20 protein-coding genes are annotated in these 20,395 nt (G+C 64.7%); 7 read left to right on the forward strand and 13 right to left on the reverse strand.

The window, feature by feature from the left end:
• Window positions 1-37: 37 nt before the first annotated feature.
• Both F2P44_RS14920 and F2P44_RS14925 read left to right on the forward strand, forming a co-directional pair.
• Window positions 38-355, forward strand: a complete 318-nt coding sequence (locus F2P44_RS14920) for an ArsR/SmtB family transcription factor (RefSeq protein WP_167087680.1) — start codon at window positions 38-40, stop codon at window positions 353-355.
• Entirely contained in the window at window positions 352-1,380 is a 1,029-nt protein-coding gene (locus F2P44_RS14925; RefSeq protein ID WP_167087682.1) for a cation diffusion facilitator family transporter, read from the forward strand. Before F2P44_RS14920 ends, F2P44_RS14925 begins: the two co-directional genes overlap by 4 nt.
• A 63-nt stretch (window positions 1,381-1,443) precedes the next feature.
• Here F2P44_RS14925 and F2P44_RS14930 read toward each other — a convergent pair whose 3' ends face one another.
• The 4 genes from F2P44_RS14930 to F2P44_RS14945 form a co-directional block, all read right to left on the reverse strand.
• A complete protein-coding gene (locus F2P44_RS14930) occupies window positions 1,444-2,196 on the reverse strand; it encodes a substrate-binding periplasmic protein (RefSeq protein WP_167087684.1) in 753 nt (250 codons plus the stop codon).
• 362 nt (window positions 2,197-2,558) lie between these two features.
• The gene (gene cysK, locus F2P44_RS14935; protein WP_167087686.1) at window positions 2,559-3,491 is read right to left on the reverse strand and encodes a cysteine synthase A; all 933 of its coding nucleotides are present in this window, start codon (window positions 3,489-3,491) and stop codon (window positions 2,559-2,561) included.
• A 28-nt stretch (window positions 3,492-3,519) separates the two neighbouring features.
• Complete coding sequence (locus F2P44_RS14940) at window positions 3,520-4,077, reverse strand: FKBP-type peptidyl-prolyl cis-trans isomerase (protein WP_229423560.1); 558 nt, start codon at window positions 4,075-4,077, stop codon at window positions 3,520-3,522.
• A gap of 50 nt (window positions 4,078-4,127) precedes the next feature.
• On the reverse strand, window positions 4,128-4,982 hold the full coding sequence (locus tag F2P44_RS14945) for a tRNA threonylcarbamoyladenosine dehydratase (RefSeq protein WP_167087687.1): 855 nt from the start codon (window positions 4,980-4,982) through the stop codon (window positions 4,128-4,130).
• Window positions 4,983-5,231: 249 nt separating this feature from the next.
• Between F2P44_RS14945 and pdxH the strand changes: the two genes are divergently transcribed.
• On the forward strand, window positions 5,232-6,437 hold the full coding sequence (gene pdxH, locus F2P44_RS14950) for a pyridoxamine 5'-phosphate oxidase (protein ID WP_167087688.1): 1,206 nt from the start codon (window positions 5,232-5,234) through the stop codon (window positions 6,435-6,437).
• Between the two features lie 48 nt (window positions 6,438-6,485).
• The gene (locus F2P44_RS14955) at window positions 6,486-7,706 is read left to right on the forward strand and encodes a class I SAM-dependent methyltransferase (RefSeq protein ID WP_167087689.1); all 1,221 of its coding nucleotides are present in this window, start codon (window positions 6,486-6,488) and stop codon (window positions 7,704-7,706) included.
• Between the two features lie 181 nt (window positions 7,707-7,887).
• Here the strand turns inward: F2P44_RS14955 and F2P44_RS14960 are convergent, their stop codons facing one another.
• The 6 genes from F2P44_RS14960 to msrA all read right to left on the reverse strand — a co-directional run bounded on the left by F2P44_RS14960 (window position 7,888) and on the right by msrA (window position 14,016).
• Window positions 7,888-8,241: a hypothetical protein gene (locus F2P44_RS14960; protein WP_167087690.1), complete on the reverse strand. Its 354-nt coding sequence runs from the start codon at window positions 8,239-8,241 to the stop codon at window positions 7,888-7,890.
• A gap of 26 nt (window positions 8,242-8,267) precedes the next feature.
• Window positions 8,268-8,825 (reverse strand): DUF6445 family protein, encoded by a 558-nt coding sequence (locus F2P44_RS14965; RefSeq protein WP_167087692.1) that lies wholly within the window; start codon window positions 8,823-8,825, stop codon window positions 8,268-8,270.
• A 168-nt stretch (window positions 8,826-8,993) separates the two neighbouring features.
• On the reverse strand, window positions 8,994-9,782 hold the full coding sequence (locus F2P44_RS14970; protein WP_223165038.1) for a collagen-like domain-containing protein: 789 nt from the start codon (window positions 9,780-9,782) through the stop codon (window positions 8,994-8,996).
• 294 nt (window positions 9,783-10,076) lie between these two features.
• Window positions 10,077-12,353: a hybrid sensor histidine kinase/response regulator gene (locus F2P44_RS14975; RefSeq protein ID WP_229423561.1), complete on the reverse strand. Its 2,277-nt coding sequence runs from the start codon at window positions 12,351-12,353 to the stop codon at window positions 10,077-10,079.
• A 4-nt stretch (window positions 12,354-12,357) separates the two neighbouring features.
• On the reverse strand, window positions 12,358-13,440 hold the full coding sequence (locus tag F2P44_RS14980; RefSeq protein ID WP_167087696.1) for an HD domain-containing phosphohydrolase: 1,083 nt from the start codon (window positions 13,438-13,440) through the stop codon (window positions 12,358-12,360).
• A gap of 36 nt (window positions 13,441-13,476) precedes the next feature.
• Entirely contained in the window at window positions 13,477-14,016 is a 540-nt protein-coding gene (gene msrA, locus F2P44_RS14985; RefSeq protein ID WP_167087698.1) for a peptide-methionine (S)-S-oxide reductase MsrA, read from the reverse strand.
• Window positions 14,017-14,158: 142 nt separating this feature from the next.
• Between msrA and F2P44_RS14990 the strand changes: the two genes are divergently transcribed.
• The 3 genes from F2P44_RS14990 (at window position 14,159) to F2P44_RS15000 (ending at window position 16,517) form a co-directional block, all read left to right on the forward strand.
• A complete protein-coding gene (locus tag F2P44_RS14990) occupies window positions 14,159-14,668 on the forward strand; it encodes a flavin reductase family protein (RefSeq protein ID WP_167087700.1) in 510 nt (169 codons plus the stop codon).
• 94 nt (window positions 14,669-14,762) lie between these two features.
• Entirely contained in the window at window positions 14,763-15,959 is a 1,197-nt protein-coding gene (locus tag F2P44_RS14995; RefSeq protein WP_167087701.1) for an acyl-CoA dehydrogenase, read from the forward strand.
• Window positions 15,960-16,214: 255 nt separating this feature from the next.
• Complete coding sequence (locus tag F2P44_RS15000; RefSeq protein ID WP_167087703.1) at window positions 16,215-16,517, forward strand: hypothetical protein; 303 nt, start codon at window positions 16,215-16,217, stop codon at window positions 16,515-16,517.
• Between the two features lie 46 nt (window positions 16,518-16,563).
• On the opposite strand, the gene F2P44_RS15005 is transcribed toward F2P44_RS15000, so the two are convergent.
• From F2P44_RS15005 to F2P44_RS15015, 3 genes are all read right to left on the reverse strand, one after another.
• The gene (locus F2P44_RS15005; protein WP_187363322.1) at window positions 16,564-17,244 is read right to left on the reverse strand and encodes an OmpW/AlkL family protein; all 681 of its coding nucleotides are present in this window, start codon (window positions 17,242-17,244) and stop codon (window positions 16,564-16,566) included.
• Between the two features lie 35 nt (window positions 17,245-17,279).
• Window positions 17,280-18,638 carry an SGNH/GDSL hydrolase family protein gene (locus tag F2P44_RS15010; protein ID WP_167087705.1) on the reverse strand — a complete coding sequence of 453 codons (1,359 nt, stop codon included), beginning with the start codon at window positions 18,636-18,638 and terminating at the stop codon, window positions 17,280-17,282.
• Between the two features lie 201 nt (window positions 18,639-18,839).
• Entirely contained in the window at window positions 18,840-20,393 is a 1,554-nt protein-coding gene (locus F2P44_RS15015) for an alpha/beta hydrolase family protein (RefSeq protein ID WP_167087707.1), read from the reverse strand.
• Window positions 20,394-20,395: the final 2 nt, after the last annotated feature.

A 20,395-nucleotide genomic window follows, 5' to 3' on the forward strand; every position in this document is an offset into this window, starting at 1 on the left:
TTGCGCTATCATATCTACATATCTTCACATGTTGACTATGAAACCTTCTCCCGATAACGACGCTTCGATTGCCCAACTGGCCGACCTGTTCCACCTGCTGGGCGACCCGACCCGGCTGCGCATCGTGCTGTCCTGCCTGGCGGGACCGATTGCGGTGGGCGACATCGCCGCCACCCTGCAACTGAGCAGCTCCCTGGTCAGCCACCACCTGCGCCTGCTGCGCGCGGCCCGCATCGTCAAGGCCGAGCGCCAAGGCAAGCAAGTGTTTTATTCGACGGCGGACGCCCACATCAGCGGCGTGCTGACCGACATGCTCGAACACATCGCAGAACCCACCAATGGAATCGACCCATGACCAGCGCCCACGACCACGATCACGACCACGCCGGACACAGCCACGCGCAGGCGCCCGCCAAGGCGCCCGAAGCGGCGCACAAGCATGGCCACGGCCACGATCACGACCACGGGCACGGACACCATCATCACCAGCTCGATCCGAACGGCAATGGGCGCGCGTTCGCGCTGGCCATCGGCCTGAACACGGTGTTTGTCGGCATCGAATTCTTTTACGGATTCCTGGCCAACTCGACGGCGCTGATGGCCGACGCCGGCCACAACCTGTCCGATGTGCTGGGCCTGATGCTGGCCTGGGGCGCGGCCATGCTCACCAAGCGCGCACCGGACGGGCGCTACACCTACGGCTTGCGCAGCTCGTCGATCCTGGCGGCCCTGCTCAACGCCCTGCTGCTGATGCTGGCCTGCGGCGCGATCGGCTGGGAAGCGGTGCACCGTTTCGCCAATCCGGCGCCGGTACAGGGAATGACGATGTCGGTGGTGGCCGGCATCGGCGTGCTGGTCAACGGCTTTTCGGCCTGGCTGTTCATGGCTGGCAGCAAGGACGACTTGAACATCCGCGGCGCTTACCAGCACATGGCGGCCGATGCCGCGATTTCGCTGGGCGTGGTGCTGTCGGGCGTGGCGATCATGTTCAGCGGCTGGACCTGGCTCGACCCGGCGGTCAGTATCGTGATCGTGCTGCTGATTTTAGTTACCACCTGGGGCTTGCTGCGCGAATCGCTCGACCTGGTGCTGGCGGCGGTGCCGGCCAATGTGGATGCCGCTGCGGTGGGCGCTTATCTGAAGGCGCGGCCGGGCGTGGCCGGCATTCACGACTTGCATATCTGGGCCATGAGCACGACCGAGACGGCCCTGACCGCGCACCTGGTGATGCCCGATGGCTACCCGGGCGACGCCGCGCTCGACACGATCGTGGCGACCCTCAAGGCCGATTATGCGATCCACCATTGCACCTTGCAGGTGGAACTGGGCACGAGCGATCACAGCTGCACCTTGCATGCGGAGCAAGCAAAGCCGGCCTAGCGCGGCGCGCCACGGAGGCGGCTTTGGCTCAGCCGACGCCGGGCCGGCCAGGCTGCGGCGTAGTCATTCCAGGCCGTATTTGGACAGGAGCGCCCGCCACACCGGATCGGTCTTGCTGGCGGCAACGGCAGCGTCGATTTCCTTGGCCAACGCAGCATCGCCTTTGGCAGAAAAGACGTGGCGTTCAAAGGCGAAGTGGGGACGCGACGACGTGTACAGATTGCTGCCGGCTGCAGCTTCGGCTCCCATTTGCTTCATCAGAAAGCGAAAGGTGCTGCTCGCCATGATCGTCACGTCGACTTTGCCCGACGCGACTTTCTTGATATTCGAAAATTCTTCCTGCACGTCCTCGCGCTGGATGTCTTTGCCGAAGTGTTCTTCCAGGCCGGCATAGCGGTTCCCTTTGATACCGCCGAATTTCAAACCAGCCAAGTCCTCGGGGCCGCTGTATTCGAGCTTGCGGCTTTTGAGCGAGATGACGGCATTAGAGTCGCCAATCAATGCAGGCGACCAGTGATATTTCGCCTTTGCGCTGTCATCAACGAAGAATGGGCCGAGGAACAGCACGATACCCTTGAAGTCCGGGTCCTTCAGCACCGTATTGTTGAGCGTATCGCGAGAAACCTGTTTAAGCTGGAGTTGATACTTTCCCTTTAGCTTGTTATTCAGGTAGGCGACCGTTTCCTGCGCCAGTCCGCCATCGCCGACGACAAACGGCACCGCCGAATAGGAGTTGTAAGCTGGAATAATTTCGGCGGCAGCCAAAGCAGCATGCCCATTGGCAAGCATGGCGAGGCAAAACAAGAGACGTTTCATGACGGTCCTCCTCGGCGTAAGGGATGGCACACGATTCCGCTGTTTTTAACCAACTGGCGATTCATTTTACACTCGAATTGATCCCGCGCAATTGCTTCGTGGCGTGGAGTAGACGGTGGCTCCGAGAGGCCCGCCATGCCTTGCGTGGCGTCTTGTCGACCAAGAAATCAATGGTGTTTCTCCAATGCAGCACGGCAACGTCGAGCGGGAGAAAAAAGGCCGAAGAACAGCGCGAGCACCGCGTGGCCGGTAAGGTCGTCCTGCGCGGGCGGTCGATGCCCTCAAGCCGGCTGGCAACGGTGTCGCCGCGCCCGCATTCGCGACGACCGCGGCACCCATTTCCTCGCGCTGCACGCGCCGGGTCAGCCCGCCAGGTTGGCGAACAACGGCGTGGACAGATAGCGTTCGCCGAACGACGGGATGATCGTCACGATCACCTTGCCCGCGTTCTCGGGACGGCGTGCCACTGCGATCGCCGCCCACAGCGCGGCACCCGATGAAATGCCGACCAGCAGCCCTTCTTCGCGGGCGGCGGCGCGTGCGGTTTCAAACGCGGCCTCGTTGCTCACGCAGATGACTTCATCGAAGGCCGCGCGGTTGAGCACTTGCGGCACGAAACCGGCGCCGATGCCCTGGATCGGGTGCGGACCCTTGGTGCCTTTGGACAGCATGGGCGACGCTTCCGGCTCCACGGCGATGGCCTGGAAACCCGGCTTGCGCGCCTTGAGCACTTCGCCCACGCCGGTAATGGTGCCGCCGGTGCCGACGCCGGCCACCAGGATATCGACCTTGCCTTCGGTGTCGCGCCAGATTTCCTCGGCCGTGGTGCGGCGGTGCACATCCGGATTGGCGGGATTGTTGAATTGCTGCGGCATGAAATAGTTGGGATTGGCCGCGACCAGTTCCTCGGCCACGCGGATGGCGCCCAGCATGCCTTCCGGCCCCGGCGTGAGCACCAGCTCGGCGCCGTAGGCGCGCAGCAGCATGCGCCGCTCGCTGCTCATGGTTTCGGGCATGACCAGCTTGCAGCGGTAGCCGCGCGCCGCGCACACCATGGCCAGCGCGATGCCAGTGTTGCCGCTGGTCGGCTCGACGATGACGGTGTCGGGACCGATCTTGCCGGCCGCCTCGGCCGCTTCGACCATGGCCAGGCCGATCCGGTCCTTGACGCTGTGGGCCGGATTGTAGAACTCCAGCTTGGCCAGGATGTCTGCGCCGGCGCCATGCGCCAGCTTGCGGATCCGGACCAGCGGGGTGTTGCCGATTAACTCAGTGACGTCGTTTGCGATTCTCATGCTCACTCTCCCGCTGTAATGGTTGGACTTATTTGACGTTCACGAGTTCCACGTCGAAGATCAGATCGGCGTCGGGCGGAATGCCGCCGCCCGGTGCGCCGCGCTTGCCGTAGGCCAGGTAGCTCGGGATGACCAGGGTGCGCTTGCCGCCCACTTTCATGCCCATCACGCCCTGGTCCCAGCCCTTGATCACGCGGCCGGTGCCGAGCACGAATTCGAGCGGCGCGCCGCGCGTGAGCGAGGAGTCGAACTGGCGGCCGCGCTGGCGCGTGGCCATCGGCTTGTACAGCCAGCCGGTGTAATGCACGAATACCTTGCTGCCGGCGGTCGCTTCGGCGCCGGTGCCGACCTTGGTATCGGTGGCCACGAGCGGATCGAGCACCGGCTCGGCCAGCACCACGGTGCCAGGCGGGGTGGCAGGCTGCGCGGCCGGCTGGGCCGATGGGGGCGGTGCGGGTGGCACGTCGGTCGCTGGCACGGTCGTGGCCGCCGGCGGCGTCTCTGGAGCGGGCGGCGTCTGGCCGGCGGCCTGGGCCAGGGAGGCCGCCGCGGCGCACATCAGGAATACGGAAAAGGGACGGCGCATGATGGAATCGCTTTCAGTAAGAAATGGTCAAACTGGATACTTCTGCAACGCTATGATAGCAAGGCCTCGGGCGCCTGCACAGAAGGCACGTGAATCGCACTGTCGGCAAGGCGGCGCAGCAGGTGTCCGGCCGCGACCATGCCGAAGGTGGCGGTGACGACCATGCTCGATCCGAAGCCGGCGCAGTTCAGGCCGGTGATGCCCTCGCCATCGATGGCGCAGCTGTCGTCGCCTTCCGGGAGCGACACTGGTTCCATCGAAAATACGGCATCCACGTTGAACCTGGTTTTCAGGCTGCGCGGAAAGCCGTACTCGTTGCGCAAGCGCTTGCGCACCATCTTGAGCAGCGGCTCCTGTTCGGTCTTGGACAGGTCGCGCAGTTCGATCCGGGTCGGGTCGGTCTTGCCGCCGGCGCTACCGATGATCACCATCGGCAACTGGTGGTCGCGGCAGTAGGCGATCAGCGCGGCCTTGGCCTTGACGCTGTCGATGGCGTCGACCACGTAGTCGTACTGGTGGGCACCGATCATCTGGTCGAGGTTGTCGGGATCGATGAACTCTTCGATCAGGTTGACCTTGCAGAAGGGATTGATCTGGGCGATGCGTTCGGCCAGCGCGCCGATCTTGGCCTGGCCGATGGTGCCGCTCAAGGCCTGGATCTGGCGGTTGATGTTCGATTCGGCCACGTTGTCGAGGTCGATCAGGGTCAGTTGGCCGATGGCACTGCGGGCCAGCGCCTCGACGATCCAGGAACCGACGCCGCCGACGCCGATCACGCACACGTGGGCGCTGCGAAAACGCGCCAGCGCGGCCGGGCCGTACAGGCGGCCGATGCCGCCGAAACGGCGCTCGAAGTCGACCTCGCCCGATTCAGGAGGAAGTGGTGGGGTAGCGATGGTAGTCATGCCGCCATTTTAACGGACGCGGCCGGACAGACTGCTCTAAAATGACCGCTATGTTCCCAATGGCGTTGACGTCACCTCCGTCGTCCCCGCGCAGGCGGGGACCCAAGTTGGTCGAGCCGCCGGTGCTTGCGCAACGGACTTGGGTTCCCGCCTGCGCGGGACCGACGGTGTTGAGTGCAACGATCAGCTCGAAAGGGCTGGTGTCAACGCCAATACGGTATTTGCCACCAGCCACAAGCGAGAATCCCCATGAGCTACGCCCTGCCCGACAGCGCCCCCGGTTTCGACCAGCCGATCGCGGTGCTGAAACACTGCCACGACCGCATCCGCAAACAGCTGGCGACCCTGGAAAAACTGGTGCCGCACCTGGCCAGCCACGGCGCCGACGAGGAGGCGCGCCAGGCCGCGCGCGCGGTGATGAAATATTTCGACCTGGCCGCGCCCCTGCATCACGAAGATGAAGAACAGAACCTGGTGCCGATGCTCACGGCCAGCGCCAGCGGGGCCGACGCCGAGCTGCTGGCCCAGCTCGTCCCCGGCATCCTCGACGAACACCGCCAGATGGATGGCATGTGGCAAGCGCTGCACGAGCAACTGAGCGCGATTGCGGACGGCAGCGCCGCCGTGCTGCGCGCGCATGAGGTGCAGCGTTTCGCCGAAACTTACCGCGCCCACATGGAGCGCGAGGAAGGCCATATCGCGCCGATGGCCAAGCGCCTGTTCAGCCCCGACCAGATGGCCACGCTGGGCCAGGCGATGCAGCAGCGGCGCGGCATCGTCCCGGCCGCCACCGTGGCGGCGCCCGCCAGCGCCACCGGCGACGCCGTGGCCAGCCTGCGCAAGGATTACGGCCAGGCCAGCCTGAACGAGGGCGATGTGGCGGACGATCCGTTCGTGCAATTTACGACCTGGTTCGAGGAAGCGCTCAAGGCCCAGGTCAACGAGCCGAACGCGATGAGCGTGGCGACCGTGGACGACCAGGGCCGGCCGACCTCGCGCATCGTGCTGATCAAGCAGTTCGATCCGCGCGGCTTTACCTGGTACACCAACTACCACAGCCAGAAGGGGCGCCAGCTGGCCGCCAACCCGCATGCGGCATTACTGTTCTTTTGGACGGAACTAGAACGCCAGATCCGGATCGAAGGAAGAGTGGAGCGCACTTCTGCGGAGGAAAGCGACAAATATTTTCATAGCCGGCCGCTGAAAAGCCGGCTGGCTGCGATTGCGTCGGCGCAAAGCGAGCCGATCGCCAATCGTGGCGCGCTGGAACAGCATTACGAGGCAGTAGCCAAGCAATACGGCGAGGAGCCGCCACGTCCCGACAACTGGGGCGGCTTCCGCCTGGTACCTGAACGAATCGAGTTCTGGCAGGGACGCCGCTCGCGCTTTCACGACCGCATCGTGTACACGCTGCAAAGCGATGGCAGCTGGGCACGCGAGCGCTTGCAACCTTAGCAGGACGTGTGCGCGCACACGAGCCTGCCGCTATTGCCGGAGGTGTGCGTGTTCAACCAGATCAGACTGAGGGCCTGGAGCGAAGGCTTGCGCAGCCAGCCTTCCCTGCCCCTGCGGGTGGAGCTGTGGAACGGTCAGCGCCTGGACTTTTCGCCCGATCCGCCGCGCGTGACGGTGCATGTGCCGCACGCGCGCGCGCTGCGCTATCTGCTCTCCCCATCGCTGTACAACCTGGGCCGCGCGTACGTGGAAGGGGCGATCGATGTCAGCGGACGCGCCAGCGACATGATTGCCGTCGTCAACGCGCTGGCCGGCAACACGCGCGCGCCCCTGCCCGCACTCGGGCTGGGGCGCCTGCTCGGCGCGCTGGCGCGCAGCCACACGCGCAAGCGCGATGCCGCGGCGATACGCTATCACTACGATGTCTCCAACGCGTTCTACGCCGCCTGGCTCGATCCGGGCATGGTGTATTCGTGCGCCTATTTCGAAAACGGCGCCGAAACGCTGGCCGAGGCGCAGGTAAGGAAGATCGACCACATCCTCACCAAAATCGGCGTGCGCCCGGGCCACCGCCTGCTCGATATCGGCTGCGGCTGGGGTGCGCTGGCGATCCGGGCGGCCCAGCGCTACGGGGCGCGCTGCGTCGGCATCACCCTGTCCGACAACCAGGCCAGGCTGGCGCGCGAGCAGGTCGAACGCGCCGGTCTGGGCGGGCTGGTCGAGATCCGCCTGCAGGATTACCGCGACGTCGGCGGGCAGTTCGACCGCATCACCAGCGTCGGCATGTTCGAGCATGTGGGCGTGCGCCAGCTGCCCGCGTATTTCCGCCGCATGGCCACCCTGCTCGCGCCCGACGGCGTGGCGATGAACCACGGGCTGACCACGACCGACGTGGACAGCCATGGCGCGCCGCACGGGGGCGGCGAATTCATCAGCCGGTATGTGTTCCCGTACGGGGAGCTGGCGCACCTGGGCACGGTGATCAAGGCGATGCAGGAAGGCGGGCTGGAGGTGCGCGACGTGGAAAACCTGCGGCGCCACTATGCGCGCACGTGCGCCATGTGGAGCGACAATTTCGAGGCGCACGCGGAGCGCATCAAGCAGTTGACCGATGCGCGGCGCTTTCGCATCTGGCAAGTGTATCTGGCGGGCTGCACGCACGCGTTCACGCACGACTGGATCAGTTTGTATCAGGTGGTGTGCGGCAAGGCGGGGCGCGATCCGGCTGCGATACCATGGTCGCGGCGCTATATGTACGCGCAGGCGTGAGGCGGCGGCGATCCTGCATGCCGCGCGCCTGGCGCCGCCGTGCGGGGGCTTGCCACCGAAGCGCGTGCGTCGAAGCCATGCTTGCCCATGAAGCCCAGGTCGGCCACGCGCGCTCGCTTGCCCGGGAGCGCGGCCGGCCACAGCGGGCCTGTGTCAGCCCCGCCTTGTCAGGCCGGCCGGCTCATTTCGGTTTGAGCTTCGCGTTTTTGGCGGCATCGTCGTCGCCCGGGCGCACCGGCATCCTGGAATCGGACGAGAAAGGCCGGTTTTCATGCGATTCCTGCTCCTCGCCCGGCAGCGCCCTTGGCTGCTCGCCCTGTGCCTGCGGTGCCGCATGCGCCATGTCATGAACCACCAGGCAGGCCAGCCCCGGTACCGCGTTAAGCGGGACGTAGGCATTGTTCGCGCCGAGCGATACGACGTTATAAACCGGAACGACGCTGACATCCTTGCCCAGTACCGATTTGATGTGTGCCGATTGCTCGCTGCTCAGGGCCAGCCATCCGGCCGGGAAGAATAACTCTGATGTATTCACTATGATGCTCCCTTTTTATGTGGTTTTTAATAGGTGGTATTGAAGAAGAACGTCTGGAACAGGCGGCCGTTTTCCTTGGTGTCGCCAAAATGGCCCCGGCTACAGTGAAAGCGCTGGCCGCGAAACAGAATCAGGCGGTTGAAGCGGTTGCCGATCTGGTCGGTGACCAGCCAGCGGTCCCAGACGCCCGCGTCGGTGTCGCATTGGCGGCGCTGGGCATCATCGGCCGGATACGTCTCGTTGCCGGTCTGGTGATGCCTGAAGAAGGCGGTGCCGGCTGACGGGGGAGCGTTCGGCGTCAGGTACAGCACGCCGGACCAGGTGGTCGTGTGATCGGCATGCACCCAGGTGCGGTCGGTGGCGACACTGAACTGGAACGCGCCGTTGTAGGTATCGCGCGGCCAGTACGTGATCGGCAGTCCTACCACCGATTGAATTGCCGCCGCCAGTTCGTCGTGCAGGAAGGCCTGCGTGCGCGCACCCGGATAATTTCCCTTGACCGAGAAATCCTGGCGCAGGGCAAACGCACGCACGCCCAGTGGGTCCTGATAAAAATCGTCGGTGACGATGATCGATTCGCGCATGGTTCACATCACAGTCTGTGCAACATCGCGCTGCTGTTCGGAGTACGGGCTGACATGATCTATCCTTCCGTGCAAGTATCGGTCAAGGAACAAAAATGGCCTGGGCGATGCCGCATCACTCAGGCCACGCACGACGCGCTTAACGGGCAAGCAGCACCCGTGCGCCTGTTAATACCCTTGGTAGCCTTGATATCCTTGCACGCCCGGGTAGCCCTGGAAGCCCTGCGCACCCTGGAAGCCCTGGGCGCCCTGGAAGCCTTGCGTACCCTGGAAGCCCTGTACACCCTGGAAGCCCGGGTAGCCCTGGAAGCCCTGGCCTTGCGCGCCCTGGAAGCCTTGCACGCCCTGGAATGCCTGCGGCCCCTGGAAACCCTGCGCTCCCTGGAAGCCGACCATTGCCTGCGGCCCCTGGAAGCCCTGTTGTCCCACCGCGCCCTGGAATCCTAACGGTCCCAGGAAGCCCTGCGGCCCCTGGAAGCCGACGAATGCCTGCGGCCCCTGGTACCCTTGCTGTCCTTGAACGCCCTGGAATGCGTAGGGATTAAAGAAACCCGCCGGCCCCTGCATGCCCTGGAATCCGAAGGGTCCCAGGAAGCCCTGCGATCCCTGGAAGCCGAATACCGCCTGCGGTCCCTGGAAGCCCGTCGCCCCTACCGAGCTCTGGAATCCGAAGGGGCCCAGGAAGCCCTGGGCACCCTGGTAGCCCACCATCGATTGCGGCCCCTGGTATGCCTGCGCTCCCTGCACGCCCTGGAACGCCTGCGGTCCCTGCACGCCCTGGAATCCCTGGAAGCCTTGCGATCCCTGCACTCCCTGGACCGCCTGTGCGCCTTGCGCACCCTGAACGCCAGGGAAGTCGGGGACAATCCGGATCGACGTCATACGTTGCCCGCTGAGGGCGTGAATCTGACGAATCTGATCCTCATTCAGCGCTAACACCATGCCTTGTTCATTCATGTCCGTGCACTCCTCTAGATTTGAAAAAAACCAAAAATGACGCGTTGAGAAAAATTGGCCGTGACCCGAAACTCCTACGGAGCCTCGGGCAACGATAAGCAGCCTTGGCAAGCAGATCCGAGGCTGATACAGCATCGTGCTCAATCCCGAGAGCAGTAGGCGTGAGTCAGAATAAGCTGCCGGCGTTGCCGGGGAACCTGACGATTCGTATAGGGCCGCCCCTATCCGATCGAACAGGCGACATGCGTTGAAAAAGGAGATGAATCGGACAACGATGGGAGAAATTCGCCGGCGTCAGGCGTCGGCCAGGCGGGTGCGCAGTGCCGCGTACACCTCGTCCAGCGCGGCGCCCAGGTCGTGCGCGTGCTGCGCCCGGGCGGTATCGCGCAGGCTGGCCGCCAGCTGCTCGGTGCAGTCGATGGCGCGGCGCGCGCCGAAATTGACCAGCACGCCCTGCAGGCTGTGCGCGGCACGCTGCGCCGCCTCGCCGTCGGCGGCGGCCAGCGCCTGGTCAAGCGCCTCAAGCAAATGCGGACCGTCGCCAATGAACAGGGCGGCCAGTTCGCGCAGCAGCTCACGGTCGCCGTCCAGGCGCAGCAAGGCGCCGTCCCAATCGAGTACCGCGCCGGCCCGGTGTCCGTGAAAGCGCGCGAGTACCTCGCGCAGGCGCATGCTGTCGACCGGCTTGGACAGATAATCGTCCATGCCGGCTTCCAGGCAGCGCTCGCGGTCGCCCTGCATCGCGCGCGCCGTCATCGCCACCACCGGCACGTGGCCGCCGTGCGCCGCCTCCCACTGGCGGATGCTGCGCGTGGCCGCCATGCCGTCCAGCCCCGGCATCTGCACATCCATCAGCACCAGGTCGGCGCCGCCGTGCAGCGCATATTCCATGGCATCGATGCCGTTGTCGGCCAGGGTCACCCGGTGCCCCAATTTTTGCAGCAGGCGCAGCGCCAGGCGCTGGTTGACCGGATTGTCCTCGGCCAGCACGATGTGCAGGCGGCCCGCCGGCAGCGGCGGCAGCAGGGGCGCCGGCAGCGCCGCCGCCACGCTCTCGCGGGTCAGGGCTGGCGCGTGCGCCGGCGCGGCGGCGGTCTGCCCGAGCGGCACGCTGAAGCGGAACACGCTGCCGCTTCCCGGCGCGCTGCTGACCGAGATATCGCCATGCATCAGGATCACCAGGCGCCGGCAAATGGCCAGGCCCAGGCCGGTGCCGCCGTACTGGCGCGTGGTCGAGCCGTCGACCTGGGAAAAGGGGTCGAAGATCAGGGTTTGCTGGCCGGGGGCGATGCCGATGCCGGTATCGCACACCGCAAACTCGGCCTCGCAGCGCTCCTCCAGGGCGTGCCGCATCGTCACGGTGAGCGTCACCCCGCCTTCGCTGGTGAACTTGATCGCATTGCCCAGCAGGTTGATCAGCACCTGGCGCAGCCTGCCGGGGTCGCCCCTGACGGCGCGCGGCAGATGGGGCGGCAGCTCGCAAGCGAGCGCCAGCCCTTTGCGGCGGGCCGGCAGGGCCAGCGAGCGCACCGTTTCGCGCACCAGTTTTCCCAGGTCGAAGGGCACGTCCTCGATATCGAGCTTGCCTGCTTCGATCTTGGAAAAATCGAGGATGTCGTCGATGATGGTCAAGAGCGCGTCGGCCGAGCCCTTGACCAGTTCGATGTCTTCGCGCTGCTGCGGCGCCAGCGCCGATTCGAGCACCAGTTCGGTCATGCCGAGGATGCCGTTCATGGGCGTGCGGATTTCGTGGCTCATATTGGCCAGGAAATCGCTCTTGGCGCGGCTGGCCGCCTGCGCCGATTCGACCGCGCGCTGCATGGCGTCGCGCGCGGCGCGCTGTTCGCTGACATCGATCGAAAAACCCAGCAGGTACGATTCGCCGCCGCTGTGGATCACGATGCGGTTGACCACCAGCTCGAGCGGCGGATCGAGATGCGCCAGGCGCCGTTCGCTGGTGACCATGTGCCCGGTGCTCCAGGCGCGCTCGTCTTCCTCGCGGCTCTGGCCGGCCCAGGTGCGCGAGGCGAAGTCGTCGATGGTGCGGCCTTCGATCTCGGCCCGGCTGTGCCGCGCGAACTGCTGGAACTTGCGGTTGCAGCGCACGAAGCGCCCCTGGCGGTCCTTGAGGAACACGGGAATGGGCAGCTGGTCGAGAATTTGTTCGGTCAGTTCGCGCGTGCTTTCGCGCTGCTGCACCAAGTGTTCGAGCGCGCGGGTCAGGCCGAGCAGGTCGGCGCCGCCGGCGTCCGGATCGGGCGGCCTGGCCAGGTGCCCCAGGCTCGCTTGCAGCGAGCGCAGCACGTCGGCCTGGCGCGCCGCTTCCGCGCGCAACTGGTCGTTGGCGCCGGTCAGTTCCTCGGAGCTGATCTCGAGCATGCGGGTGCGCACCTGCAAATCGCGGTCGGATTCCTCGTAGCTGCGCGAGACGGCGTCGAACAAGGCGGCCAGGCCTTCGGCCAGGGCGGCGTCGCCGAGCGCGCGCAAGCCGCCCAGGCGCTCCTGCAAGGCCCGCTCGCTGCTGACCCCGAGCGCGCGCCGCAGCTGGCGCAGCAGTCGCTTGTGGCGCATGGCCTCAGGCCGCGTCCTGGCGGTCGGCGTCGCGGAAGCGGGCGCGGATCTCCAGCACGGCCGGCCAGCGGCGCAGCAGCGCGTCCACGCAGCGGGGGTCGAAATGGCTGCCGCTATTGTCGACCAGGTAGGTGCGCGCCGCGTCCAGGGTCCAGGCCTTCTTGTACGGGCGCACGCTGGTCAGGGCGTCGAACACGTCGGCCACGGCGACGATGCGCCCCTCCAGCGCAATGGCCTCGCCCGCCAGGCCGTTGGGATAACCCTCGCCGTCGAAGCGCTCGTGATGGGTGTGGGCGATCACGGCGGCCAGCTGCAGCATGCCCGCTTCGCTGGCCTTGAGGATGTTGTAGCCGATCGCCGCGTGCTGGCGCATGACGACCATCTCGTCGGGCGTCAGGCGGCCCGGCTTGAGCAGGATATGGTCGGGTGTGCCGACCTTGCCGATATCGTGCATGGGCGCGGCGTTGAGGATGCATTCCTGCTCCTGGCTCGACAGGCCCAGCTCGGCCGCGATCAGGCAGGAGTAATGCGCCATGCGCTGGATGTGGGCGCCCGTTTCGGGGTCGCGAAATTCCGAGGCGCGGCACAGCAGCAAGATGGTTTCCTGTTCGCGCGCGCGCAGTTCTGCGGTGGCCTTGCCCACTTCGCTGGCCAGCCAGCTGGCGCGGCTTTGCAGGGCCAAGGTGGCGCGCCGCAGTTCGAGCATGTTGCGGGTGCGCGCCAGGAATTCGACCTTGTCGATCGGCTTGATCAGAAAATCGTTGGCGCCGTTTTCCAGCGCGCGGTGGCGGATTTCCACATCCTGGCTGGCCGTGACCATCAGCACCGGCGGGCGCGCGCGCGCGTCGCCTAGCGCGTCGCCTAGCGCGTCGCCTAGCGCGTCGCCTAGCGCGGCGATGAAGTCGAGGCCATTCAGGTCCGGCATCAGGTAGTCGAGCACCAGCAAATCGCAGGGATGCTCGCGGCACCACGCCAGCGCTTCGCGCGCCGACTGGAAGGCCACCGTCTCGACCCCGGGGAGCTTTTCCATCAGGCGCGACATCAGCACCAGATTGATGTGCGTGTCGTCGACGATCACTACCTTCATGGCAATTCCCGGGTTACGAGGTGGTGCTGGCGGGCGTCACGTGAGCCGCCCGGCGAAGGTGGCCAGGAACTTGCTGACCTTGGGCGCCACCACCAGCGCGCAATAGCCCTGCAGCGGGTGGCGGCTGAAATAGTTCTGGTGCTCGTCTTCGGCCTTGTGCCAGGTCCCCGCCGGCTGCACCTGGGTGACGATCGGCGCGTCCCAGACGCAAGCCATTTCGGCGATCACCTGGCGCGCGGTCGCTTCCTGCTCGGGCGAATCGACGAAAATGATGGAGCGGTATTGGGGGCCGACATCGTTGCCCTGGCGGTTCAGGGTGGTCGGATCGTGGGTCGTGAAGAAGATTTCAAGCAAGTCGTGGTACTCGATGGCGCCCGCGTCGAACACGATGCGCACCACTTCGGCATGCCCGGTGGCACCGGCGCAGACCTGTTCGTAGGTCGGATTGTCTTCCTGCCCGCCCATGTAACCGGACTCGACCTTGAGCACGCCGCGCGCTTCCAGGAACACCGCTTCGAGGCACCAAAAGCAGCCGCCGCCCAGAATGGCTACTTGCGTGGCAGATTGCTTGGTCATGGCGCACCCCGCTGGCTTATTGATATGGGATAACTGTAACGCAAAGCGCTCCCGCATGCACCTGCAATCGGTCCGGCCGGAGGCGCCGGAACAGCCCGGGAGCGCCAAAATTTGGCATAATGGCATAAACCACAGGGCAATAATGAACACTAGCTCACCCCGCGCCGATACGCGCGCATTCGACACGGCGCAATTTCGCCAGGCATTGTCGCAGTTTGCCACCGGCGTCACCGTGATCACGACGCGCCTGGCCGACGGCAGCTTCCGTGGCTTGACGGCCAGTTCCTTCAATTCGGTCTCGCTCGACCCGCCGCTGGTATTGTGGAGCCTTGGCAACATCGCCAACAGCTTGCCCATCTTCAGCGGCAACTCGCATTACGTCATCAATGTGCTCGGCGCCGACCAGGCCCATCTGGCGCAGCGCTTTTCCAAGCGCAGCGAAAATCCGTTCGGCGACATTGAATACGAGCTCTCGCGCACCGGCCAGCCCATCTTGAAGGGCGTGTCGGCGTGGTTCGAGTGCCACAACCGCAGCCGCTATCCCGAGGGCGACCACGTGATTTTCGTGGGCGAAGTCGAAGAATGCGCGGTGCAGCCGCAAGCCTCGCTCATTTTTCACTGCGGGCAATTCGGCAGCACCCAAACGCGGTAAAATCGGCACTATCCCCAAAAAGCAGTCTATACAAGTTTGGTTTATCCAACCATCCCACCATGCGTCATTAATTAAAACAGAGACAGGAACCGCCATGACCCGATCCGATGCGCCCAGCAAAGCCAAATTCCACTGGGACGACCCGCTGCTGCTCAATCTTCAGCTCACCGACGATGAACGCATGGTGCGCGACGCCACCGCCGCGTACTGCCAGGACAAGCTGGCGCCGCGCATCCTCGAAGCGTTCCGCCACGAGCGCATGGACACCAGCATCTTCCGCGAGATGGGCGAACTGGGCTTGCTGGGACCGACCATTCCCGAGCAGTACGGCGGTCCGGGCATGAATTACGTGGCCTACGGCTTGATCGCGCGCGAAGTCGAGCGCATCGATTCGGGCTACCGCTCGATGATGAGTGTGCAATCGTCGCTGGTGATGGTGCCGATTTATGAATTCGGCACCGAAGAGCAGCGCCAGAAATACCTGCCGAAACTGGCGACCGGCGAATGGATCGGCTGCTTCGGCTTGACCGAGCCGAACCACGGTTCCGACCCGGGATCGATGATCACGCGCGCCAAGAAGGTTCCAGGCGGCTACGCCCTGTCCGGCTCGAAGATGTGGATCACCAATTCCCCGGTGGCCGATGTGTTCGTGGTGTGGGCCAAGGACGATGAAGGCGCGATCCGCGGCTTCGTGCTGGAAAAAGGCATGGCCGGCCTGTCGGCACCTGCGATTCATGGCAAGTTCGGCCTGCGTGCCTCGGTCACGGGCGAAATCGTCATGGACAATGTGTTCTGCCCGGAAGAAAACGCCTTCCCGGACGTGCGCGGCCTGAAGGGTCCGTTCACCTGCCTCAATTCGGCCCGCTACGGCATCGCCTGGGGCGCGCTGGGCGCGGCCGAGGCGTGCTGGCATACCGCGCGCCAGTACACCATGGACCGGGTGCAGTTCGGCCGTCCGCTGGCCGCCAACCAGCTGGTGCAAAAGAAACTGGCCGACATGCAGACCGAAATCACCCTCGGCTTGCAGGGTTGCCTGCAACTGGGCCGCATGAAGGATGCCGGCACGGCGGCGGTGGAAATCACCTCGATGATGAAGCGCAATTCCTGCGGCAAGTCGCTGGACATCGCCCGCGTGGCACGCGACATGCTGGGTGGCAACGGCATTTCGGACGAGTTCGGCGTGATCCGCCACATGGTCAACCTGGAAGTGGTCAACACCTACGAAGGCACGCATGATATCCATGCGCTGATCCTGGGACGCGCGCAGACCGGCATCCAGGCTTTCCAATAAGCACGCGCAAACTGAGAAAACCCGCTGCGGCGGGTTTTTTTTCGTCTGTCATGTATTTCCCGAGTACAGGCCGGGCCGGGCCGCAGGGGATGGCTGACCGTACGGAGCGTGATCCGGATTAAGCGCCGGCCAAGCCGGCCTTTCTATCATGCGTTAACGGCCCGTCTTCACGACAAGGCAGACGGCGCTGCATGCCATGGTCGGGCCGCCAGGCGCACCATGCCGCTGACTTGAATTTTTTGGGAGGAAAATCACATGGACACGCCAATTGCGCGAAAAGAACGGCTGGAACGCTTGCACGGCATCCGGTTCGAGAGAAAAAACCTGGTCCTGTGGGTGACGTCGAGCGGATGCACCGGCAAGGACGATTTCCAGATACGCCTTGCCAAGGCGAAGACGGCGCCGACGCTGGAGATTGTGCGGATCAAGCCGGACCTGTGCAAGGCGGTGAACCACGTCGTCGAACTGAGTTTCTCATGGGAAGAACTCGGCCTGGATGCGGAGGAACTCATGAGCGCCGCTGTCAAGGTAGCGAACACCTTCGCCAGCCTGGGATAGCAACGCGCATGCCATGAAAAAACCCGCCGAAGCGGGTTTTTTTACATCAGAACTTGTAGCCGATCCCGAAACTGATCACTTGCGGATCGAGCGTGATGTCCTGGGTCTGGCCGGACGAGAAATCGACCTTGGTCTTGAGGAAGGTCTTGATGTACGCCACGTCCGCGAACCAGCGCTCGTTGATGTTGTACACCAGGCCGGCCTGCAGGCTGCCGGCCAGCTTGTTCTTGACCTTGAAGGTGGTCGGCGGGCCGCCGATGTCGCTGATCGCGGTCATTTGGCCGGAACCGGTTTCCTTGGCGAAGTAAGCATACGTAATGCCCACGCCCAGGTACGGACGCAGCATCGCTTCCGGCTTGAAGAAACGGTACTGGACCAGCATAGTCGGCGGCAAGGCCTTGACCGTGCCCAACTTGCCCGTGCCCTCGATCGAACCGGCGCCGTACAGCGTGTGCTTGAACGGCATGCCCAGGTCCAGCTCGGCAGTCACGTTATCGGTCAGGCTGTAGGAAAACGAAAAGATCGGCTTGGTGTCGGAACCGATGGCGGCCTTGGTGCCCGGCAGCGCAGGCGCGCTGACGTCGCCGCTCTTGACCTTCGGGGTGATCTCGGCAACGCCGACCTTGGCGGTCCATTGACCGGCCGACTGCGCCGATGCGCTCGACGCCAGCGCCATCACGGCGGCAGCGGCGACTGCCTTGCCGACGCTATTCATACGTAATTTCATTTTTTCTCCAGGTTCTTATTATAGGTACGGTCGGCTTACAGCCAGCCTTTGATGATCATCTGTTCGGCCACGTATTTCGCGATCAGCGAATTTTCGAATGGGGTCGGATGGACGCCATCGGCGAACATGTAGCGGCTGACGTCGCCAGCGATGGTGTTGCTGCCATTGCAGCCCAGCGAGGTGTGTCCCAGGGCATTGTCGGCGCAGGCCGCGATCTTGGTTTCGCTCAGGCCATACGGAGCCGGATTGGTGATCTGGTCGTGGCTGATGGCATACAGGTCCACGTGCAGGATCTTGGCTTCGCCGGCCAAGCCAGCGCGCAGCTGGGCATTGAACTTGTCGACCATGGCGATGACCAGCGCCTGCGGCACGCCTTTGGCGGTGGACGACGGGGCGTGGCCCAGGTCCGGCAGGTTGTTGACGACGACGAAATTGGCGCCTTTGCCGACCACCTGGGTTTTCGCCAGTGCCGCCATTTCATCGCCTGCCACGCCCATCGCGGCAATCATTTTCGGTCCTTGCTCGGCGGCGTAGGCAGCACCCGCCTTGGCGCCTTCGGTTTCGGCGGCAGCCTGGGCCTTGGCGACCATCGGGAGGTACACGGATTCCTGGCCGACCGTCTGGTTGCCCGGCTGGGTTGCGGCGGCATAGACGGCAGCGCCGACGATGGTTTGCTGGGTCGAACCGGTGCGCTGCGACTCGGCCATGATGGCGCCGCCGATGGCTTGCGCAGCCGCGGCCGGATTGGTCGCGCCTGCGGCGAGCTGGCCGGTCAGGCTGGTGGCGAAGACCTTGTTGCCTTCGGCCTTGGCGGTGGCAGTGGCGGTGGCGGACAGTTGGCCCAGCATGGCCAGGGCGTCGTTGCCGCCACCGATCATCAGCACCACTTCATCGCCCTTGAACTTGCCGCCGTTGCGCGCCAGGTGATTGGCCACCTGGGTCGCCACCGGCACCGTCAGCTGGCCGATCGGGTCGCCAGTGAGCTTGTTGCCCGGACCGACAGGGTTGGTGACGCGCGCGCCACCCTGGGCATAGCTCAGGCAAGCGTTGTTGTTGACCACAGGGACCGAAAAGCCTTTGCTGGCGTCGCCATCCAGGCCGGTCTGGGCCGGGCATGGTGCGGGCAGGCCGAACTGGGCGGCCATGTACTCGGTCCAGTTCTTGCCGGTCAGTGCAGGGTTCTTGGCGGTATTGTCGCCATTGATCGTGAATTTGCCGCCGCCGATCTCCTTGACCTTGCCGACGTTGTAGGTGCCCACATCCGACAGGCTGTCGCCGAACGAGACCTGGGACGAGAATTTGGTTTTCAGTTCCTGATTGCCCGGCTCGCTGCCGCCGCAGGCGCTCAGTACCGCTGCGGTGAGCAAAGCCAGCGCAAAATTTATGTGACGCATTGTGTCTCCTGGTGAAATTTATATTCTTATTAAACGAACGCCCGTGCTTTTCCCTACCCAACTAATATGCCAGTCTTCCCCTCACTTGTATAGGAAAACAGGTTGGCAAAATATCAGTTCAGTGCAACAGGACGGTCAGCGTAAAAAAGTTGCCGGATTATATCAACCGTTCCGGCAAGCGTGCTGTAATTTACGCACTGCTCAAGGCGCCAGCGCGGCGTTGAAAAAACCGCGCGCGGCGCTCAGGCAAAACGGCGCCACCAGGCCGGCGTGGTAGCTGTCGGCCACGGCGCGCTCGCCCGATTTGCCCTCCTTGATGGCGTCGAGCTTGACGGCCAGCTTGGCGGTGGCGAAGTTGACTTTTACCGAGCGGTAGAGATCGGTGCTGCCCGGGGTATCGTCGACATCGACTTCGGTGACCAGCGCAGCGCCACTGCCGGCGCGGAAATAGTCGGTCGCGGCACGCGTATTCATGTACGCCACGGTGCGGTCTTCATGCCCGCCGCACAGCAGCAGCGGCGCGGCAGGGGCGAAGGTGCGCAAGTCGTTCTTGACGAACAGTTTGCGCAGCGGATGCTCGGGCGCGCAAGCCAGCGGCGCGCCGGCCGTGACGTTGCACGGATGGGCTTTCAGATCGGCCAGGTAGGCGTTGCGGTAGCTGGTCTTGAACAGGTTGCCAGTGCCGAAGTAGTCGGCGTAGCCATCCGCCTGCGGCAGCGAATCCTTGGCGAACAGGGCATTGTCGGGCCAGCCCGGGGACTTGAGCAATTCTTCCACGCTGATGGCGCCGCTGGCAAATTTGTCGACCGCGGCGGCAAACGGGGCTTCGTACAGGTCGCTGGCGGCGCCGTACACGCCGGCGTTGGCACGCTGGCCGGCATTGATCAGCGCCGGCAGGAAGCCGGTGGCGCCCTTGCCTGGCTTGCCGGTGAACATCTCGTCACCGAACTGGCCCAGCGCATACGGACCGGACATGCCGGCCGCCGCCGTGACCTTGAATTCGCCAGCCAGGCTCTGCATGGCACGCTGGGTGGCGACGGCCACGTAACCGCCCTGCGAGTAGCCGGTCACAAACAGTTTGCCGGAGTCGGCCGTCTTGATGGCGCCGAACACGCTGCGCGCGGCGCGCAGGCCGTCGATCATGTCGTTCGATTGCTGGGCCGCGTCGAGGTAGGGATGATAGGCCAGGGTCGAGCTGTCGTAGCCGGCGTAGTTGGGCGCGACCACGATGTACCCGCGCGCGGCGAACATGGCGGCGATCAGGCGCGATTCGGTACCGGTCAAGGTCGCCATGTCGTAGTTCCGGTCGGCGCTGGTGCCGTGCGCGTACAGCAGCACCGGGCGCGCGCCGCTGCATGCGGGATCGCTGCCGGATGGCACCATGATGGCGGTGCTGGCGTCGGTCGCCTCGCTGATGCCGCCGACGGTGTTGTAGCGCACCTTGTAGGTCGTCACGGCACAGGTGAGGTCGCCCGTGAGGGCGGTGGTGCCGCTTGCCAGCGAGTCGAGCAGTTTGCCGAACACGGCCGGCTCCAGGGTCGTGATGTTGACGCCGTTGGCGCTGACCGGCATCACCGACGCGCCGCCACCGATCACGCTGCCGCGCGCCGGCGCCGGCGTCGGCGTTGGGGTAGGTGTCGGCGTGGGAGTTGGGGTCGGCGTGGGAGTTGGGGCCGGCGTCGGGGCAGGCGCGTCGTCGCCGCCTCCACAAGCCGTTAATGATAGGGTGAGGAGGGCAGCGAAAGCGAGGCGCATAT

The organism is Massilia frigida (genome assembly GCF_011682175.1).
GTDB classification, from domain to species: domain Bacteria; phylum Pseudomonadota; class Gammaproteobacteria; order Burkholderiales; family Burkholderiaceae_D; genus Telluria_A; species Telluria_A frigida.

What these genes read in the sequence shown, in the direction of transcription:
- cysK (WP_167087686.1), bottom strand. Translation starts at nt 3,491, where the DNA reads ATGAGAATCGCAAACGACGTCACTGAGTTAATCGGCAACACCCCGCTG.
- F2P44_RS14940 (WP_229423560.1), bottom strand. Translation starts at nt 4,077, where the DNA reads ATGCGCCGTCCCTTTTCCGTATTCCTGATGTGCGCCGCGGCGGCCTCC.
- F2P44_RS15010 (WP_167087705.1), bottom strand. Translation starts at nt 18,638, where the DNA reads ATGCGTCACATAAATTTTGCGCTGGCTTTGCTCACCGCAGCGGTACTG.
- F2P44_RS15015 (WP_167087707.1), bottom strand. Translation starts at nt 20,393, where the DNA reads ATGCGCCTCGCTTTCGCTGCCCTCCTCACCCTATCATTAACGGCTTGT.
- F2P44_RS14925 (WP_167087682.1), top strand. Translation starts at nt 352, where the DNA reads ATGACCAGCGCCCACGACCACGATCACGACCACGCCGGACACAGCCAC.
- pdxH (WP_167087688.1), top strand. Translation starts at nt 5,232, where the DNA reads ATGAGCTACGCCCTGCCCGACAGCGCCCCCGGTTTCGACCAGCCGATC.
- F2P44_RS14930 (WP_167087684.1), bottom strand. Translation starts at nt 2,196, where the DNA reads ATGAAACGTCTCTTGTTTTGCCTCGCCATGCTTGCCAATGGGCATGCT.
- F2P44_RS15005 (WP_187363322.1), bottom strand. Translation starts at nt 17,244, where the DNA reads ATGAAATTACGTATGAATAGCGTCGGCAAGGCAGTCGCCGCTGCCGCC.
- msrA (WP_167087698.1), bottom strand. Translation starts at nt 14,016, where the DNA reads ATGACCAAGCAATCTGCCACGCAAGTAGCCATTCTGGGCGGCGGCTGC.
- F2P44_RS14980 (WP_167087696.1), bottom strand. Translation starts at nt 13,440, where the DNA reads ATGAAGGTAGTGATCGTCGACGACACGCACATCAATCTGGTGCTGATG.
- F2P44_RS14945 (WP_167087687.1), bottom strand. Translation starts at nt 4,982, where the DNA reads ATGACTACCATCGCTACCCCACCACTTCCTCCTGAATCGGGCGAGGTC.
- F2P44_RS14990 (WP_167087700.1), top strand. Translation starts at nt 14,159, where the DNA reads ATGAACACTAGCTCACCCCGCGCCGATACGCGCGCATTCGACACGGCG.
- F2P44_RS14965 (WP_167087692.1), bottom strand. Translation starts at nt 8,825, where the DNA reads ATGCGCGAATCGATCATCGTCACCGACGATTTTTATCAGGACCCACTG.
- F2P44_RS14995 (WP_167087701.1), top strand. Translation starts at nt 14,763, where the DNA reads ATGACCCGATCCGATGCGCCCAGCAAAGCCAAATTCCACTGGGACGAC.
- F2P44_RS15000 (WP_167087703.1), top strand. Translation starts at nt 16,215, where the DNA reads ATGGACACGCCAATTGCGCGAAAAGAACGGCTGGAACGCTTGCACGGC.
- F2P44_RS14975 (WP_229423561.1), bottom strand. Translation starts at nt 12,353, where the DNA reads ATGCGCCACAAGCGACTGCTGCGCCAGCTGCGGCGCGCGCTCGGGGTC.
- F2P44_RS14970 (WP_223165038.1), bottom strand. Translation starts at nt 9,782, where the DNA reads ATGAATGAACAAGGCATGGTGTTAGCGCTGAATGAGGATCAGATTCGT.
- F2P44_RS14920 (WP_167087680.1), top strand. Translation starts at nt 38, where the DNA reads ATGAAACCTTCTCCCGATAACGACGCTTCGATTGCCCAACTGGCCGAC.